Below are 16,011 nucleotides of genomic sequence, written 5' to 3'. Positions count from 1 at the left end.
TCATCGGTAGCGCAGGGAGTCGAGGTACGACTCGGCGTTGCGTCGGGTCTCGGCCACCGAGTCGCCGCCGAACTTCTCCAGCACCGCCTCGGCGAGCACCAGCGCGACCATCGCCTCGGCGACGATGCCGGCGGCCGGGACCGCGCAGACGTCGGAGCGCTGGTGGTGCGCGACGGCCTCCTCGCCGGTGGCGACGTCGACGGTGCGCAGCGCCCGCGGCACGGTGGCGATCGGCTTCATCGCGGCCCGGACCCGGAGGATCTCGCCGGTGGTCATGCCGCCCTCGGTGCCACCGGAGCGGCCGCTGACCCGGCGGATGCCCTCGGGGGTCGGCACGATCTCGTCGTGGGCGAGGGAGCCCGGCGTCGCGGCCAGCTCGAAGCCGTCGCCGACCTCGACGCCCTTGATCGCCTGGATGCCCATCAGCGCCCCGGCCAGCCGCGCGTCGAGGCGGCGGTCCCAGTGCACGTGCGAGCCGAGGCCGGGCGGCAGGCCGTGCACGACGACCTCGACGACGCCACCGAGGGTGTCGCCGTCCTTGTGCGCCTGGTCGATGCGCTCGACCATCAGCTTGCTGGTGTCGGCGTCGAGGCAGCGCACCGGGTCGTCGTCGAGGCGGGCGACGTCGTCCGCCGCCGGCCAGGCGCCCGCCGGCGCCCGGACGCCGCCGAGCTCGATCACGTGCGAGACGACCCGTGCGCCCACGGCCTGCTCCAGGAAGTTGCTGGCCACCCGGCCGAGCGCGACCCGGGCCGCGGTCTCGCGCGCGGAGGCGCGCTCGAGGATCGGCCGTGCGTCGTCGAAGTCGTACTTCTGCATGCCGACCAGGTCGGCGTGGCCCGGCCGCGGCCGGGTGAGCGGCGCGTTGCGGGCCAGCGCGTCGAGCTCGGCGGGGTCGACCGGGTCGGCCGACATCACCTTCTCCCACTTGGGCCACTCGGTGTTGCCGACCTCGAGGGCGACCGGGCCGCCCTGGGTCTCGCCGTGGCGCACGCCGCCGACGAAGGTGACCTCGTCGCGCTCGAACTTCATCCGCGCGCCGCGGCCGTAGCCCAGCCGGCGCCGCGCGAGGGCGTCGGCGATGTCGTCGGAGGTCACCCGGACGTGGGCGGGCAGCCCCTCCAGGATCGCGACCAGGGAGGGGCCGTGGGACTCACCCGCGGTCAGCCAGCGCAGCATGGGGCCAGTGTTTCACGGTCGGTACGCCGAGCGACGCCGGTCACCCACCGACGAGATGGGACCACACCGGATCGCCGAGCGTCACGCCCCCGAGCGCCCCGACCAGCAGGAACGGGCCGAACGGCAGCGGCGTGCGCAACGCACCCCGGTCGCGGCGTACCAGCGCCCGCGCCACACCGAGCAGGGCGAACACGAGGAAGGCGCCGTAGACACCCACCACCAGCTCCGCCCAGCCCAGGTAGCCCAGCGCGAAGCCGACCAGCGCGGACAGCCGGACGTCGCCGTACCCCATCCCCCCCGGGTAGACCCACCAGAGCGCGTGGAAGCACACGAACACGACGAGGCCTCCGACGGCGGCCCGCACGAGGGCGTCGCCGTCGCCGTCGAGCAGCGCCGCGACGACCGCCAGCAGAGCGGTCGCACCCAGCGTCGGCCAGATGACCCGGGTCGGCAGCAGGTGGGTGTGCAGGTCCACGACTCCGAGCGCGACCGCGACCGGCACCAGCGGCAGCAGGTAGAGCAGCGGCCAGACCAGGCCGAGCGACGCGCCGACCAGCCCGCCGGCGGCCGCGGACACCAGCGCCGCCCGCCAGGCCAACCCCGGCCGAGCCGCCACCGGGGTGTAGCGCGGGGGGTCGTCGGGCGCCGCCGAGGCGGGCTCGGGGATGCGCGAGATCAGGGCGGGTACGCCGAGGCCGGCCACGCCGCAGACGACCGCGCCGAGCGCGGCGGCCACGACGTCGGTGTTCATGCCGACTGCCTCGCCGCGAGCTCCGCCTCGCCGGCCGCGCGCATCGCCGCCAGGGGCGCCGGCACCCCGGTGAACATCTCGAACTGGAGCACCGCCTGGTGCACCAGCAGGTCGAGCCCCGAGACCAGCACCCGTCCGTGCGCGGCGACCGCGAGCGGCGTCGGCCACGGGTCGTAGAGCACCTCGAAGACCACAGGTACGTCACCGGCGCGGTCGAGCAGGGCCGGATCCTGCGCCGCCGCCGGAATGGTGGAGACCACCACCTCGCCCTCGACCTTCCCGTCGGCGAGGGTGCCGACCTCGACCGCAGGGGCCGACGGGTGTGCGGCGATCGCCGTGGCGGTGGCCGCCGCACGATCCGCGCTGCGGGCCAGCAGCCGCACCCGGCGCGCTCCGAGGTCGCACATCGCGAGCCCGGTCGAGGCGGCGGTGGCTCCCCCACCGAGCACGGTCACCGTGGCGACCGGTCCGTCGTACCGCTCCCGCACGGCCGCCGCCGCACCCGGCAGGTCGGTGTTGTCGGCGAGCACCGGCACGCCTCGCTCGAGCAGCAGGGTGTTGGCGCCGCTCGCGAGCCGGGCTCGGTCGGTCACCCGCGGCGCCTGCTCGAGGGCGACCCGCTTGAGCGGCATCGTCAGCGACAGCCCCCGCCAGTCCGCGTCGAGGCCGGCCAGGAACCCACTCAGTCCCTCCTCGTCGACCCGGACCGCGTCGTAGCTGGCGTCCTCGAGGCCCGCGGCGGCGTACCCGGCCCGGTGCAGGACGGGTGAGAGCGAGTGGGCGATCGGGTCCCCCAGGACGGCGCAGCGCATCGGTCGCTCCCGCTCAGCACCGGTCGGACTGCGTCTCGCAGTAGTCGCGGAGCTCCTGCTTGTAGCTCAGGAACTGGTCGTAGGACTCCGCGAACTTGGTCTCGCCCGTCTTCAGGTTGACCGTCACGTAGAAGAACCACGGCCCGTCCGCCGGGTGCGATGCGGCCTCGATGGCGTCGTCGCCCGGCGCCTCGATCGGGGTCGGCGGCAGGCCCTTCTGGGTGTAGGTGTTGTACGGCGAGTCCGCGACCGAGTCGATCTCGGCCTGGGTCAGCACGGCGATCGTCGGCTTGCCCAGGGCGTAGTTGACCGACGCGTCGATCTGCAGGAAGCCCGCACTCGGGTTCGGCTCGATCTCGAGCCGGTTGTAGATGACCCGCGCGATCTTCGGCATGTCGTCGCCGCGTCCCTCGGCCTGGACCAGGCTGGCGATCGTCATCAGCTCCTGCGGCGAGTACCCCAGGTCGGCGGCCGCGGTTTCGAGGTCGGCGTCCTCGGCGGCCTGCTTCCAGCGGTCGACCATGTCGGTGAGCATCGACTCGGGCGACGCGTCCGGGCCGAAGTCGTAGGTGGCCGGGAAGAGGTAGCCCTCGGGGTTGCCCCCCGCGTAGTCGGGCAGCCCGAGGCGGTCGGGGTCGTCGAGGACCTTCTGGAAGTCCTTCTTCGAGTAGTCCGTCTGCTTGGCGAGGATCGCGACGATGTCCACCACGCGCAGGCCCTCGGGGATGGTGACGGTGGCCTTCACCATGTTCGAGGGGTCCACGAGGATCTCGACGACGTCCGCGGCGGCCATCTCCTTCTTCAGCGGGAAGTAGCCCGCCTGGATGCCGCTCGACTCCGGGTTGGCGTTGGCGGCGTCGATGAACGCCTCGACGGAGGCGACGACGCCCTCGGCCTTGAGGTTGCGACCCATCGCCGTGGCGGTGTCGCCGGAGTGCACCTGGAAGGTCACCTCGCCCGAGCCCGGACCGGGGTAGTCGTCGGCCGAGGAGAACTGGTCGCCGACCTTGTCGATGCCCCAGGTGACGACGTAGTAGAACCCGCCGACGACCACGGCCAGGGCCACGAGCACGGCGAGGCAGCCCGGCACGCTGCGGCGCCGGCGCGGGCCGCGGCGGCGGCCGGGCTCGTACGTCGTGCCGTGGTCCGTGCCCTCGGCGTCCTGGCCACCCAGCAGCGGCGCGGAGTCGTGGTCCGCGTCGTACTCGTCGCTCATCGGTGTCCCAGCGGCTTCGTGGGGTGGTTCATCGGGTCTCCTCGAGGATCTCGCCCGGCGCGACCCCCGTCGAGCGCTCGGTGTCCAGTGCGTGCTGCAGGATGAGGACGGCGGCTGCCTGGTCGACGACCGCGCGCCGCTTGCCCCCCTTGCGGCCCTGGTCGCGCAGCATAGCCTCCGCGGAAACCGTGGTCATGCGCTCGTCGACGAGCCGCACCGGCACCGGCGCCACCCGCCGCGCCAGCGAGGCGGCGAACTCGCGCACCTTCGCCGCGGCCGGCCCCTCACCGCCCGAGAGCGACCGGGGCAGCCCCACGACGACCTCCAGGACCGTCGCCTCCTCCTGCTCGCCGGCCAGGATCCGCGCGATCCGAGCCAGGTCGCCCTTGCCGCGGCGCACGGTCTCGACCGGGCTCGCGAGGAACCCGGAGGGATCGCTGCGCGCGACGCCGATCCGGGCGTCTCCGGGATCGATGCCGAGGCGTACGCCGTGACGCATCAGACGGTCTCAGCCCGCCGCGACCCGGCCGACCTCGGCGGTCACGACCGCCAGGGCCTCGTCGATGCGCGAGGCGTCGGTGCCGCCGCCCTGCGCCACGTCGGCCTTGCCGCCGCCCTTGCCGCCGACCAGCGGGCCGACCGCGCGGACCAGGTCGTTGGCGCTGAGGCCGCGGGCCTGTGCCGCGTCGTTGAGCGCCGCGACCACGGAGACCTTCCCGTCGGCGGCGCCGATCACGACCACCACGCCCGGCTCGCCCTGCGGCAACCGGCCGCGGACGTCGAGCGCCAGCGTGCGCACGTCGCCGCCGCTCGCGCCGTCGGCACGGTGGGCGACCAGGTTGACCGGGCCGACCTTCGCGGCGCCTGCGGCGAGCTCGCCCCCGGCCGCGAGCAGCTGGCCCAGACGGACCTTCTCGATCTCCTTCTCGGCCGCGCGCAGCCGCTCGACCAGGTCGCTGACCCGCGGCACGAGGTCGTCGGGCTGGGTCTTCAGCAGGCCGGTGAGCTGGCTGACGAGGTCGCGCTCGCGCGCCAGGTAGGCGAAGCCCTCGACCCCGGTGAACGCCTCGATGCGGCGGTTGCCCGAGCCGACCGACGACTCGCCGGTGACCACGATCGTGCCGATCTGCGACGAGTGCTCGACGTGCGTGCCGCCGCACAGCTCCCGCGACCACGGGCCGCCGATCTCGACCACGCGCACCTTCTGGTCGTCGTAGGTCTCGCCGAAGAGCGCGATCGCGCCCCAGTCCTTGGCCTCGGGCAGGGTCATGTACTGCCAGCCGACCGGCAGGTCGGCCCGCAGCGCCTGGTTGGAGACCTGCTCGATGTCGCGCACCTGCTCGGCCGAGAGGCCGGTGGTCCAGCCGAAGTCGAGGCGCAGGTAGCCGGGCCGGTTGTAGGAGCCGGACTGCAGCGCGGAAGGGCCGAGCACCTCGCGCAGCGCGGCGTGCACGACGTGCGTGCCCGAGTGGGCCTGGCGCGCGCCGGTGCGCCACTCGGGGTCGACGCGGGCGTGCAGCACGTGCCGCGGGTTCAGCTCGCCGTCGACGACCCGCACCTGGTGGACGACGAGGCCACGCACCGGGCGCTGGACGTCGAGCACCTCGAGGCGGCCGCCGTCGAACTCGATCGTCCCGGCGTCGGCGGCCTGACCGCCCGACTCGGCGTAGAACGGCGTGCGGTCGAGCACGAGCTCCCCGACCTGTCCCGCGGCCAGCGAGGGCACCGCGATGCCCTCCGCGAAGAGCCCGAGCGTCTTCGACTCGGTCTCGAGCGTCTCGTAGGCCAGCCACTCGGTCGGGCCGTACTCGTCGAGCACCGCCCGGTAGACGCCGGTGTCGGCGTGCTGGCCGCGCTTGGCGCGCGCGTCGGCCTTGGCCCGCTCGCGCTGCTCGGCCATCAGCGACCGGAAGCCCTGCTCGTCGACGGTGAGACCGGCCTCGGAGGCCATCTCGAGCGTGAGGTCGATCGGGAACCCGTAGGTGTCGTGGAGCGAGAACGCCTTGTCCCCGGACAGCACGGTGGCCCCGGACGACCGCACCTCGGTGGCCGCCAGGTCGAAGATCTGGGTGCCGGCCTGGAGCGTCTTGCGGAAGGCGTCCTCCTCGGCGAAGGCGACCCGCGCGATCCGGTCCCAGTCCTTGTGGAGGTCCGTGTAGGTCTCCCCCATCTTGTCGCGGCTGATCGGCAGCAGCTCGGGCAGCGCGGGGTCCTCGTACCCGAGCAGCCGCATCGAGCGCACCGCGCGGCGCAGCAGCCGGCGCAGCACGTAGCCGCGCGCCTCGTTGCCGGGCGTCACGCCGTCGGCGATCAGCATCATCGAGCTGCGCACGTGGTCGGCGACCACCCGGAAACGCACGTCGTCACCATGGTCGGCGCCGTAGCGACGGCCGGTCAGCTGCTCGGCCTTCTCGATCACCGGGAACATGACGTCGATCTCGTACATGTTCTCCCGACCCTGGAGCAGGAACGCCACGCGCTCGAGCCCCATGCCGGTGTCGATGTTCTTCTTCGGCAGCGATCCGGCGATGTCGAAGTCCTCCTTGGACCGCACCGCGCTCAGCTCGTCCTGCATGAAGACGAGGTTCCAGATCTCCAGGAGCCGGTCCTCGAGCGCGACCGGCATGTCGGGGCCGAGCGCCGTCGGGTCGAAGTCCGGTCCGTACGCCGGGCCGCGGTCGTAGAGGATCTCGGAGCACGGGCCGCCCGGGCCGGGCACGCCCATCGACCAGTAGTTCTCCTTCTTGCCCAGGCGCAGGATCCGCTCCTCGGGCAGGCCGGTGACCTTCTTCCAGAGGTCCAGCGCCTCCCGGTCGTCGGCGTACACGCTGGGGTAGAGACGGCTCTCCTCCAGACCCCAGCCGCCGTCGGCGAGCGGCTTGGTGACCAGCTCCCAGGCGAGCTCGATCGCGCCCTCCTTGAAGTAGTCACCGAAGGAGAAGTTGCCGCACATCTCGAAGAAGGTGCCGTGCCGGGTGGTCTTGCCGACGTCCTCGATGTCGGGTGTGCGCACGCACTTCTGCACGCTGGTGGCCCGCGGGTACGGCGGGGTCTCCTGACCCAGGAAGTAGGGCTTGAACGGCACCATGCCGGCGTTGACGAAGAGCAGGTTCGGGTCGTCCAGCAGCAGCGAGGCGGACGGGACCGGGGTGTGTGCCCCCACGGTGTCGTTGTACTCGAAGTGAGCCACGAACCGGCGGCGGATCTCCGCGGTGTCCATCAGTTGTTGCCTTCCTGCTTCTCAGTGGTGCTGTCGGTGGCGATCGCCTTGTGGCGGCCTCCGGTGAGCTCGGGGGTTCCATGAGGCACGAGACCGAGCCGCTCCCGCAACTCCGATTCCTTGTCGGCCCGGCCCTGGGCGACCTCGTCGCGGAACATCCGCGCGCCGACCTCCAGCGCGCCGATCCGGTCCTTGAGCCCGTCGACGGTGAGGGCCTCCGCCGCACGCCGACCCCGGACCATCACGTAGACGGCGGTGCCGGCTCCGGCGACGAACCAGAGCCCCCGCTTCATGCGGCGGAGCCCTCTTCGCCGAGGTCGGCCCGCTGGCGGGCCGCCCACTCGCGACGGGCCTCCCGGGTGTCCGCCTTGCGCTGCTTGCGCGCCCGTTTGACCTCGCGCTTCATCTCGAACCGGATCCGGTGCCGGGTCTCGGGGTCCAGCGCCCGGCGTACGCCGTGGGCCAGCGAAGCGGCCTTGACCACGGTCTCGCGCAGCACCAGGTCGGCGAACAGGGCGGACTCGACCTTCGGGGCCGGCTCCTCCGCGCGGGCCTGCTCGTGGCCGAGGTCGGTGATCACGAACGACGCCTCGGGCGCCACGGTCGGCTGCCCCACCCGGCGCTCCAGGGCGGCGAGCTGGTCGCGCAGGGCGGCCGTCTCGGCACGCGACCGCTCGAGCGCCCGGTCGGTGCGTGCCCGGGTCCGCACCAGCGCGACCGACAGCACCAGCGCGACCAGCGCCAGCACCCCGGCCACCGCGGGCACGATCCAGTCCTGCATGGTCCCCGACCCTATCGCGGGGTGCCCACTCCTCGGTGCGGTGGTTTCGAGGCTCAGGCGCCAGCGCGCCTTCGCACCTCAACCACCGGCCACGCAGGTTGAGGAAGGCGCGCTAGCGCCTGTCTCGAAACCGCCGTCACCCGACACGCCCGACAGCGGTCGCGGCTGCCCTCCCCACTCACCCGGTTTCGAGGCTCGTACGCTCGTCCCTCGCTCCGGAGCGCCTCAACCACCGCCGCGGATCAGGCGCCGGACCCGCTCCCAGCGCTCCTTGATGCCGGCCTCGGCGCCGAGCGAGGTCGGCTGGTAGTACTCGCGGTCGAGGACGACGTCGGGGGCGTACTGCTGCTCCGCGATCCCGAAGGGCTCGTCGTGGCTGTACTTGTACGTCGCGCCATGGCCGATCTTCTTGGCCCCGGCGTAGTGCGCGTCGCGCAGGTGCGGCGGCACCTGGCCGATCTTCCCGGCGCGCACGTCGGCGAGCGCCGCACCGATCGCGGTGGTCACGGCGTTCGACTTCGGCGCCACCGCCAGCGCGATCGTCGCGTGGGCCAGCGTGAGCTGGGCCTCCGGCATGCCGATCAGCTGCACGGTCTGGGCGGCCGCGACCGCGGTCTGCAGGGCCGTCGCGTCGGCCAGCCCGACGTCCTCCGAGGCGAGGATCATCAGCCGCCGGGCGATGAAGCGCGGGTCCTCCCCCGCCTCGATCATCCGGGCCAGGTAGTGCAGGGCGGCGTCGGCGTCGGAGCCGCGCACCGACTTGATGAACGCGCTGACCACGTCGTAGTGCTGGTCGCCCTGGCGGTCGTAGCGCACCGCCGCCCGGTCGACCGCGGTCTCCGCGGTGGCGAGGTCGACGGTGTCGCGACCCTGGGCGACCGCCGACCCCGACGCCGCCTCGAGGTAGGTCAGCGAACGTCGTGCGTCGCCTCCCGCGAGCCGCACCAGGTGCTCGAGTGCCTCCTCCTCGACCGTCACCGTGCCCGCGAGCCCGCGCTCGTCGACGATCGCCTGCTGCAGCACGGCGCGTACGTCGTCGTCGGTCAGGGACTCGAGCCGCAGCAGCAGGCTGCGCGAGAGCAGGGGCGAGATCACGCTGAAGAACGGGTTCTCGGTGGTGGCGGCGATCAGGGTCACCCAGCGGTTCTCGACGCCGGGCAGCAGGGCGTCCTGCTGCGCCTTGGAGAAGCGGTGCACCTCGTCGACGAAGAGGACCGTCTCGCGACCACCGGCGACGAGCTCGGCACGAGCGGCGTCGATCGCCGCGCGGACCTCCTTCACGCCCGCCGAGACGGCGGACACCTCCACGAAGCGCCGGTCGGTCTGCTGGCTGACGATCGCCGCGATCGTGGTCTTGCCGGTGCCGGGCGGCCCCCACAGCAGCAGCGACATCGACTGGTCGCCCTCGACCAGGCGGCGCAGGGGTGCGCCCGGGGCGCGCAGCTGCTCCTGACCGACCAGTTCCTCCAGCGTGCGCGGCCGCATCCGCACCGCCAGCGGTGCCGACGCGTGCGTGTTCGCGTTCAGCGAGCCGCCCCCGGTGCGCCCACTGACGGTTGCCGCGGAACCGGGGGCGTCGAAGAGTCCTTCGTCCACGCCGTCAGCGTACGAGTCGCGCCGAGGCGTCAGGCAGAGGCCATCGTCTTGCGCTCGAGGTCGTACCACGTGTCGGAGTAGCCGGGCTCGTTGCCGGCCATCGTCGTCGGGGTCGCCCCGGGGTCCGGCGCGCCGGTGTCGTCGACACCGAGCAGCGGAGCGGTCACCGGCCGGTCCGGGTGGTGGCCCAGCTCGCCAGCGAAGTGGCAGGCGACCTTGTGGCGCTTGCCGATCTGCAGCAGCGGCGGCTCGACCCGGGCGCAGATCTCCTGCGCGATCGGGCACCGGGTGCGGAACCGGCAGCCGGACGGCGGGTTGATCGGGCTCGGGACGTCGCCCTCGAGCCGGATGCGCTCGCGGCGACCGCCGATCGCGGCCTGCTTCACGTCGGGCACGGCGGAGAGCAGCGCCTGCGTGTAGGGGTGGTTGGGCCGGTTGTAGAGCGTGTCCCGGTCCGCGATCTCGACGATCTTGCCGAGGTACATCACCGCGATCTCCGGGCAGAAGTGCCGGACCACGGCCAGGTCGTGCGCCACGAAGACGAACGCGATGTTGAACTCGCGCTGGACGTCCTGGAGCAGGTTGATGACCTGCGCCTGGATCGACACGTCGAGCGCCGAGACCGGCTCGTCGGCGACGAGCAGCTTCGGCTGCAGGGTGAGTGCCCGGGCGATGCCGATGCGCTGGCGCTGGCCGCCGGAGAACTCGTGCGGGTAGCGGTTGTAGTGCTCGGGGTTGAGGCCGACGATCTCCAGCAGCTCCTGGACCCGCGGGAGGATCTTGTTCCTCGGCAGCACCTTGTGGATGGCCAGGGGCGCGCCGATGATCGCGCCGACCGAGTGCCGGGGGTTCAGCGAGGTGTACGGGTCCTGGAAGATCATCTGGACCTCGCGGCGCAGCGGCTTGAGCTGACGCGTGCTGATCCTCGAGATGTCTCGCCCGTCGAAGGTGATCGTGCCACTGGTCGGCTCGTAGAGCCGAGTGACCATCCGACCGGTCGTGGACTTGCCGCAGCCCGACTCGCCCACCAGGCCGAGGGCACCGCCCTCGGGCACCTGGAAGGAGACCCCGTCGACCGCCTGCACGTGGCCGATCGTGCGCCGGATGATGCCCGACGACTTCACGGGGAAGTACATCTTCAGGTCGCGGACCTCGAGGATCGGCTTGGCGTTCGGGTCCGCCACCGACGCCGCGTGACCCTCGATCGGCGCGACGAAGTCGATCTCGTCCTGGTCGACAGGGTCCTCGGTGCGCGAGATCGGGTCGTCCTGCGGCAGGAAGTTGGCGGTGGCGGGCAGGGGGGTCAGCTTGTCGTCGCCGCGCTTGTTGTTCATGCCTGCTTCTCCTCCACCAGCTCCGGCGCGATCTCCGGCAGGATCTCTTGTTCGTACACGACGTCCGGGTTGGCGAGATGGCAGCGCTTGAGGTGCGTCTCGGTCCGGGTCCCGGGCGCCAGCTCGGGCAGGGTCGTGACGCACAGGTCGCCGGGGACCTTGTCCCGATGCGCGCAGCGGGGGTGGAACGCACACCCGCTCGGCGGGTTGAGCAGCGAGGGCGGGTTGCCCGGGATCGGGATCAGCCGCGCCTCGGTGTCGCCGGTGACGTCCGGGACGCTCGAGAGCAGGCCCCAGGTGTACGGCATCTCCGGGTGGGTGAGGATCTCGTTGCCCGAGCCGTACTCGACGGCGCGGCCGGCGTACATCACCAGCACGTCGTCGGCCATCTCGGCGATCACGCCGAGGTCGTGGGTGATGATGATGACCGCGGACTCGAACTCCTTCTGGAGGTCCTGGAGCAGGTCGAGGATCTGCGCCTGCACGGTCACGTCCAGCGCGGTGGTCGGCTCGTCGGCGATGAGCAGGCTGGGGTTGTTGATCAGCCCCATCGCGATCATCGCGCGCTGGCGCATGCCGCCGGAGAACTGGTGGGGGTAGTCGTCCACCCGCCGGTCGGGCTGCGGGATGCCGACCCGGTCGAGCATCTCGACCGCGCGCGCCTTCGCGACCTTCTTGCTCACGTTGTGGTGGACCCGGTAGGCCTCGGCGACCTGGTTGCCCACGGTGTAGTAGGGGTGCATCGCCGAGAGCGGGTCCTGGAAGATCATCGCGACGTCCTTGCCGCGCCGGCGTCGCATCTGCTCGTCGGAGAGCTTGAGCAGGTCGGTGCCGTCGAGCAGGATCTCGCCGCTCACCATCGCGCTGGTCTTGCGGTGCAGGCCGAGGATCGCCGAGCTCGACACCGACTTGCCCGAGCCGGACTCGCCGACGATGCCGAGCGTCTTGCCCTTCTCGAGGTCGAAGGACAGCCCGTCGGTCGCCTTCACGATGCCGTCGACCGTCGGGAAGTGCACCTTCAGGTCACGAACGCTTAGGAATGCCACTGCGGGTCCCCCCTCAGCCCACGCGCACGCGGGGGTCGATGACGGCGTACAGCACGTCCACGATGATGTTGGCCGCGATCACGAAGGTACCGAGCAGCAGCACGAGGCCGATGATCGTCGGCAGGTCGTTGGTCAGCGTGGCGTCGTAGGCCAGCTTGCCGAGGCCGTTGTAGTTGAAGACCGTCTCGGTGATGATCGCGCCGCCCATCAGGCCGGCGAAGTCCAGGCCGATCAGGGTCACGAGCGGGGTCAGCGCCGCGCGCATCGTGTGCTTCACCATCACCCGCGGCGAGCGCAGGCCCTTGGCCCGGGCGGTGCGGACGTAGTCCTCGGTCATCGACTCCAGCACGAAGGCGCGGGTCATCCGCACGTAGCCGGCCATGTAGAGCACGGCCAGGGTGATCGCCGGGAGCAACAGCGAGGACAACCAGCCGCCGACTCCCCCCTCGGCGATCGGCGTATAGACCGGCACGTCCACCAGCTGCCACTTGATCGCGATGAATTTGAGCAGGAAGAGACCGATGAAGAACGCCGGGAACGCGTAGAGGACGAGGGCCACCGCCACGATTCCGCGGTCGATGACCGTGCCTCTTCGGATCGCGGCTATGACGCCGAACAGCACGCCGAAGAAGAGCCAGAGCACCAGCGCCGCGATCGAGATCGACAGCGAGACCGGGAAGGCCTCCTTGATCTCCTCGTTGACGGTCTTGGTGTTGACGACCGAGTAGCCGAAGCAGGGAGCGGGGCAGTGCGTCACGAGCTCCGGCGCGGCGGCGCGCAGCTCGGGGTCGTCGGGGTAGTCGCGGCCCTGGACGACGCCCTTGAGGAAGTCGGTCCACTGCACGACGACGGGCTTGTCGTATCCGAGTGCCTTGCGGGTCTGCTCGCGCAGCTCCGGGGAGCAGTTCTTCCCGCATGCGTACCGTGCCGGGTCGATCGGCGAGGCGAAGAACAGGACGAACGTCACCAGGCTCATCGCGATCAGCATGATCACACCGACGAACAGGCGTCGGATGACATAGGCGTACATCGGGGGACCACCTCGGACTGGTCAAGAACTGGGCTGGCGAAATCGGGGTCGGCACGGTGGTGCTGAACCCAGCATGCACCCTGGACGGGGTGGAGGGTGAGGACCTCTTTTGATGAGGCCCTCACCCCCGAGCCGGGCGGCCACAGCAGGTGCGGCCGCCCGGCGAGGTGTTGCGGTTCTACTCCTGGATCAGGACGACACGCCGATGGCACCCAGGTCGGGGTACATCGCGCTGGCCGGGGTGTTGGTGTACCCGGTCACCTTCGAGCCGTAGAGGAAGTAGAACTTCGTGATCTCGAGCGGGATGTAGGCGACGTCCTGGCCGAGGACGATGTCCGCCTGCTGCAGCGCAGCGGTCTGGTCCTCCAGCGAGGCGGCGTTCTGCGCCTCGTCGACCAGGCCGTTGAACTCGTCGCTCTGGTAGGCGCCGTAGTCCTGACCGTCGGAGTTCTGGGTCAGGTTGATCCGGCTGTCGAACAGCGGCGGGGTCACGGTGATGGCGGACGGCCAGTCGGCACCCCAGCCACCCCAGATCACGTCGCTCTCCTTGTTGGGCTTCTGGATGACGTCGTAGTAGGTGTCACCCAGGCCGTCGAGGGTCGTGTCGAAGCCGGCCTCGTCCCAGGTCTCCTTCAGCGCGGCGGCCTGCTTGTCGGCGGTCTCCGTGCTCGGGTAGGTGAAGGTGAGCGGGTACGGCATCTGGACGCCCGCGCCTCCTCGAGGAGCTTCTTCGCAGCGGCCGGGTCGCCCTCCTGCGGGCCCGAGAACGCCGGGTTGTCCTGGTAGCCGACCACAGCCGGGTTCACGATGGACTCGGCGGGACCGTAGGCCTTCTCGCCACCGCCGGCGTTGATCCACGCCGTCGCGTTCGTCGCGACCTTGAGGGCCTCGCGGACCTTCGGGTCGGACAGCTTGCGGAAGTTCGGGACCAGGTAGTCGACGAACGGCGAGTCGACCAGCACGGAGCGGTCGGCGACCGCGCCCTCGATCTGGTTGTAGTACGCCGGCGGGACGCGCTGCGCGGTGACGGCGGTCTGCGCGTCACCGGTGTCGGCGATCAGCTGGTCGTAGATCGTCTCGGTGGTCTGGCCGATGTTGAAGACGATCTTGTCCGGCAGCGCCCGGCGGATGTTCTCCGGGTCGTCGGTCGCCGCGTCGTAGTTCTCGTTCTTGACGAACGTCGCGCCCTTGTTCTTGCTCCAGGTGCCCTCGAGCTTGTAGGGGCCGTTGGAGAAGATCTGGAAGTTGGACTTGTCGCCCTGGTCCTTGTCCTGGCGGTACGGGTCCATCATGTGCAGCGCCGCCACGGCGAGCGGGAAGTCCGGCCACGGCTGCTTGAAGTTGTACGTGATGGTGTTGCCGTCGCAGGTGATGGCCTTGTCGAACAGCTCCTGGCCGTCACCCTTGTAGGGACCGTTGTAGGCCGGCAGACCGGTCTTCTTGTCGGTCGGGATGTCCAGGTAGCTCAGCAGGTAGTTCGGACCACCCGTGATCACGTCGGTCGCGAAGACCCGCGAGGCGCCGTACTTGAAGTCCTCACACGTGATCGGCTGGCCGTCCTCCCACTTCACGCCGTCCTTGATCGTGAAGGACCAGACCTTGCCACCGTCCTCGGAGGTTCCGGTGTCGGTCGCCAGGTCGGCGACCGGGGTGTTGGAGACCTCGGGGTCGGTGGAGATCGGGAACGTCACCAGCTGGCGGTAGACCGTCCGGCTGAAGTTGGTGATGTCGCGACCCACGTAGATCCGCTGCGGGTCGACGTGCTCGATCGGGGCGTAGATGAGGTAGTTGAGAGTGCCACCGGCCTCTGCGGCACCGGCGTCGCCGCTGGGGTTGTCGGAGCTTCCTCCATCACTGTCACCACCGCACGCCGCCAGGCCGGCAGCGAGAGCGATCGCAGCGGAGGCAGCAAACACCCGCTTTCGATACTTGAACATTACTTCTCCTTGAGTGTGTGTCGCGCCTGGAGCGGCGGCACCTTCGACGACGCCATGCCGTCGAAAACTGGGGAGACGGACCTCAACGGTTCGTCTTCGGGTCGAGAGCGTCGCGGAGACCATCGCCGAGCAGGTTGAAGCTCACGACGATGATCATGATCAGGAAGGCCGGGGTGAAGAAGAAGACGAAGTCGGCCGACGAGTAGTTGATCGAGCTGCGCAGCACGTTGCCGAGCGTCGGCGTCGGTGGCTTGATGCCGACGTTGAGGTAGCTCAGCGCGGCCTCGGCCGAGATGTAGGCGGGCATCGTCAGCGTGAACACGACGAGCAGCGGCGCCCACAGGTTCGGCAGGATCTCCTTGAAGTAGAGCCGGCGCCGCGAGGCGCCCAGCAGCACGGCGGCGTCGACGAACTCGCGCTCGCGCACCGACAGCACCTGGCCGCGGATGATCCGGGCGACGCCCGGCCAGCCGAACAGCGCCAGCACGAAGACGACGTAGGCGCCGTTGGGGAGCGGATCGGAGAACGTGCCGGGGAGGATGTCGGCCATCAGCTGGATGCCGATGCTGGAGAGCGCCAGCAGCATCAGCGTCGCGGGGAAGGACAGGGTCAGGTCGATCGCCCGGCCGATGAACGAGTCGACCCAGCCGCCGGTGAAGCCGGCGATGATGCCGAGCACCGCTCCGACGCAGATCGAGATCAGGGTCGCGGAGAGGGCGATGGCCAGCGAGAAGGTCAGGCCGTACCAGACCCGGGAGAGCACGTCGCGGCCGGTCTGGGGCTCCACGCCGAGCGGGTGGTCCCAGCTGATGCCGCCGAGCTTTCCGGTCGGCAGGCCACCCGAGGCCGGGTCGGTGAGCTCCTGGTGGAAGGTGGTCGGGTCCAGCACGCCCATCTTCACGAGGAACGGCGCCGAGATCGCGGCGAGGATGTAGAGGGCCACCACGACGAAGGCGATCATGGACAGCTTGTCGCGACGGAAGCGACCGATCGCGAGCCGGGTCGGCGACTTGCCGGCGAGCTTCGAGACATCACCTTCGGGGGCGCCGGAGGGGTCCGGCAGCTGCTCGCTCTCCAGGTTGGAGGCCTGAACGGTCATGGCACCTCTG

At 70.9% G+C, this 16,011-nt stretch carries 15 protein-coding genes; all 15 read right to left on the bottom strand.

The genetic code is table 11. The features are described from left to right. On the bottom strand, positions 1-1,179 hold the full coding sequence (aroC, locus tag FHU40_RS20785) for a chorismate synthase (protein WP_183594260.1): 1,179 nt from the start codon (positions 1,177-1,179) through the stop codon (positions 1-3). A 40-nt stretch (positions 1,180-1,219) separates the two neighbouring features. Then, positions 1,220-1,930, bottom strand: coding sequence for a prepilin peptidase (locus FHU40_RS20780; protein WP_183594259.1), 711 nt, complete (start codon positions 1,928-1,930; stop codon positions 1,220-1,222). Next, positions 1,927-2,742 carry a shikimate dehydrogenase gene (locus tag FHU40_RS20775; RefSeq protein ID WP_183594258.1) on the bottom strand — a complete coding sequence of 272 codons (816 nt, stop codon included), beginning with the start codon at positions 2,740-2,742 and terminating at the stop codon, positions 1,927-1,929. Before FHU40_RS20775 ends, FHU40_RS20780 begins: the two co-directional genes overlap by 4 nt. A gap of 13 nt (positions 2,743-2,755) precedes the next feature. Continuing rightward, positions 2,756-3,958, bottom strand: a complete 1,203-nt coding sequence (gene mltG / locus FHU40_RS20770; RefSeq protein ID WP_183594257.1) for an endolytic transglycosylase MltG — start codon at positions 3,956-3,958, stop codon at positions 2,756-2,758. 28 nt (positions 3,959-3,986) lie between these two features. Beyond that, entirely contained in the window at positions 3,987-4,457 is a 471-nt protein-coding gene (gene ruvX / locus FHU40_RS20765; RefSeq protein ID WP_183594256.1) for a Holliday junction resolvase RuvX, read from the bottom strand. Positions 4,458-4,466: 9 nt separating this feature from the next. Beyond that, positions 4,467-7,178, bottom strand: coding sequence for an alanine--tRNA ligase (gene alaS / locus FHU40_RS20760; protein WP_183594255.1), 2,712 nt, complete (start codon positions 7,176-7,178; stop codon positions 4,467-4,469). Then, the gene (locus FHU40_RS20755) at positions 7,178-7,471 is read right to left on the bottom strand and encodes a DUF6167 family protein (protein ID WP_183594254.1); all 294 of its coding nucleotides are present in this window, start codon (positions 7,469-7,471) and stop codon (positions 7,178-7,180) included. Before FHU40_RS20755 ends, alaS begins: the two co-directional genes overlap by 1 nt. Continuing rightward, positions 7,468-7,959 (bottom strand): hypothetical protein, encoded by a 492-nt coding sequence (locus FHU40_RS20750; protein ID WP_183594253.1) that lies wholly within the window; start codon positions 7,957-7,959, stop codon positions 7,468-7,470. The genes FHU40_RS20755 and FHU40_RS20750 overlap by 4 nt, the downstream gene beginning before the upstream one ends. Before the next feature lie 225 nt (positions 7,960-8,184). Further along, a complete protein-coding gene (locus FHU40_RS20745) occupies positions 8,185-9,555 on the bottom strand; it encodes an AAA family ATPase (protein ID WP_183594252.1) in 1,371 nt (456 codons plus the stop codon). Between the two features lie 29 nt (positions 9,556-9,584). Beyond that, positions 9,585-10,889: an ABC transporter ATP-binding protein gene (locus FHU40_RS20740; RefSeq protein WP_183594251.1), complete on the bottom strand. Its 1,305-nt coding sequence runs from the start codon at positions 10,887-10,889 to the stop codon at positions 9,585-9,587. Continuing rightward, a complete protein-coding gene (locus FHU40_RS20735) occupies positions 10,886-11,905 on the bottom strand; it encodes an ABC transporter ATP-binding protein (protein ID WP_343057965.1) in 1,020 nt (339 codons plus the stop codon). Before FHU40_RS20735 ends, FHU40_RS20740 begins: the two co-directional genes overlap by 4 nt. A 43-nt stretch (positions 11,906-11,948) precedes the next feature. After that, the gene (locus FHU40_RS20730) at positions 11,949-12,965 is read right to left on the bottom strand and encodes an ABC transporter permease (protein WP_183594249.1); all 1,017 of its coding nucleotides are present in this window, start codon (positions 12,963-12,965) and stop codon (positions 11,949-11,951) included. Between the two features lie 189 nt (positions 12,966-13,154). Continuing rightward, positions 13,155-13,664 (bottom strand): periplasmic substrate-binding domain-containing protein, encoded by a 510-nt coding sequence (locus FHU40_RS28545; RefSeq protein ID WP_246391236.1) that lies wholly within the window; start codon positions 13,662-13,664, stop codon positions 13,155-13,157. After that, positions 13,598-14,902, bottom strand: coding sequence for an ABC transporter substrate-binding protein (locus FHU40_RS20725; RefSeq protein ID WP_246391234.1), 1,305 nt, complete (start codon positions 14,900-14,902; stop codon positions 13,598-13,600). Before FHU40_RS20725 ends, FHU40_RS28545 begins: the two co-directional genes overlap by 67 nt. An 82-nt stretch (positions 14,903-14,984) precedes the next feature. Then, positions 14,985-16,001: an ABC transporter permease gene (locus FHU40_RS20720; RefSeq protein ID WP_183594248.1), complete on the bottom strand. Its 1,017-nt coding sequence runs from the start codon at positions 15,999-16,001 to the stop codon at positions 14,985-14,987. Between the last annotated feature and the right edge of the window lie 10 nt (positions 16,002-16,011).

Source organism: Nocardioides soli (assembly GCF_014191495.1).
Classification (GTDB): Bacteria; Actinomycetota; Actinomycetes; order Propionibacteriales; family Nocardioidaceae; genus Nocardioides; species Nocardioides soli.
This window is presented reverse-complemented; position numbering and strand designations above follow the sequence as displayed.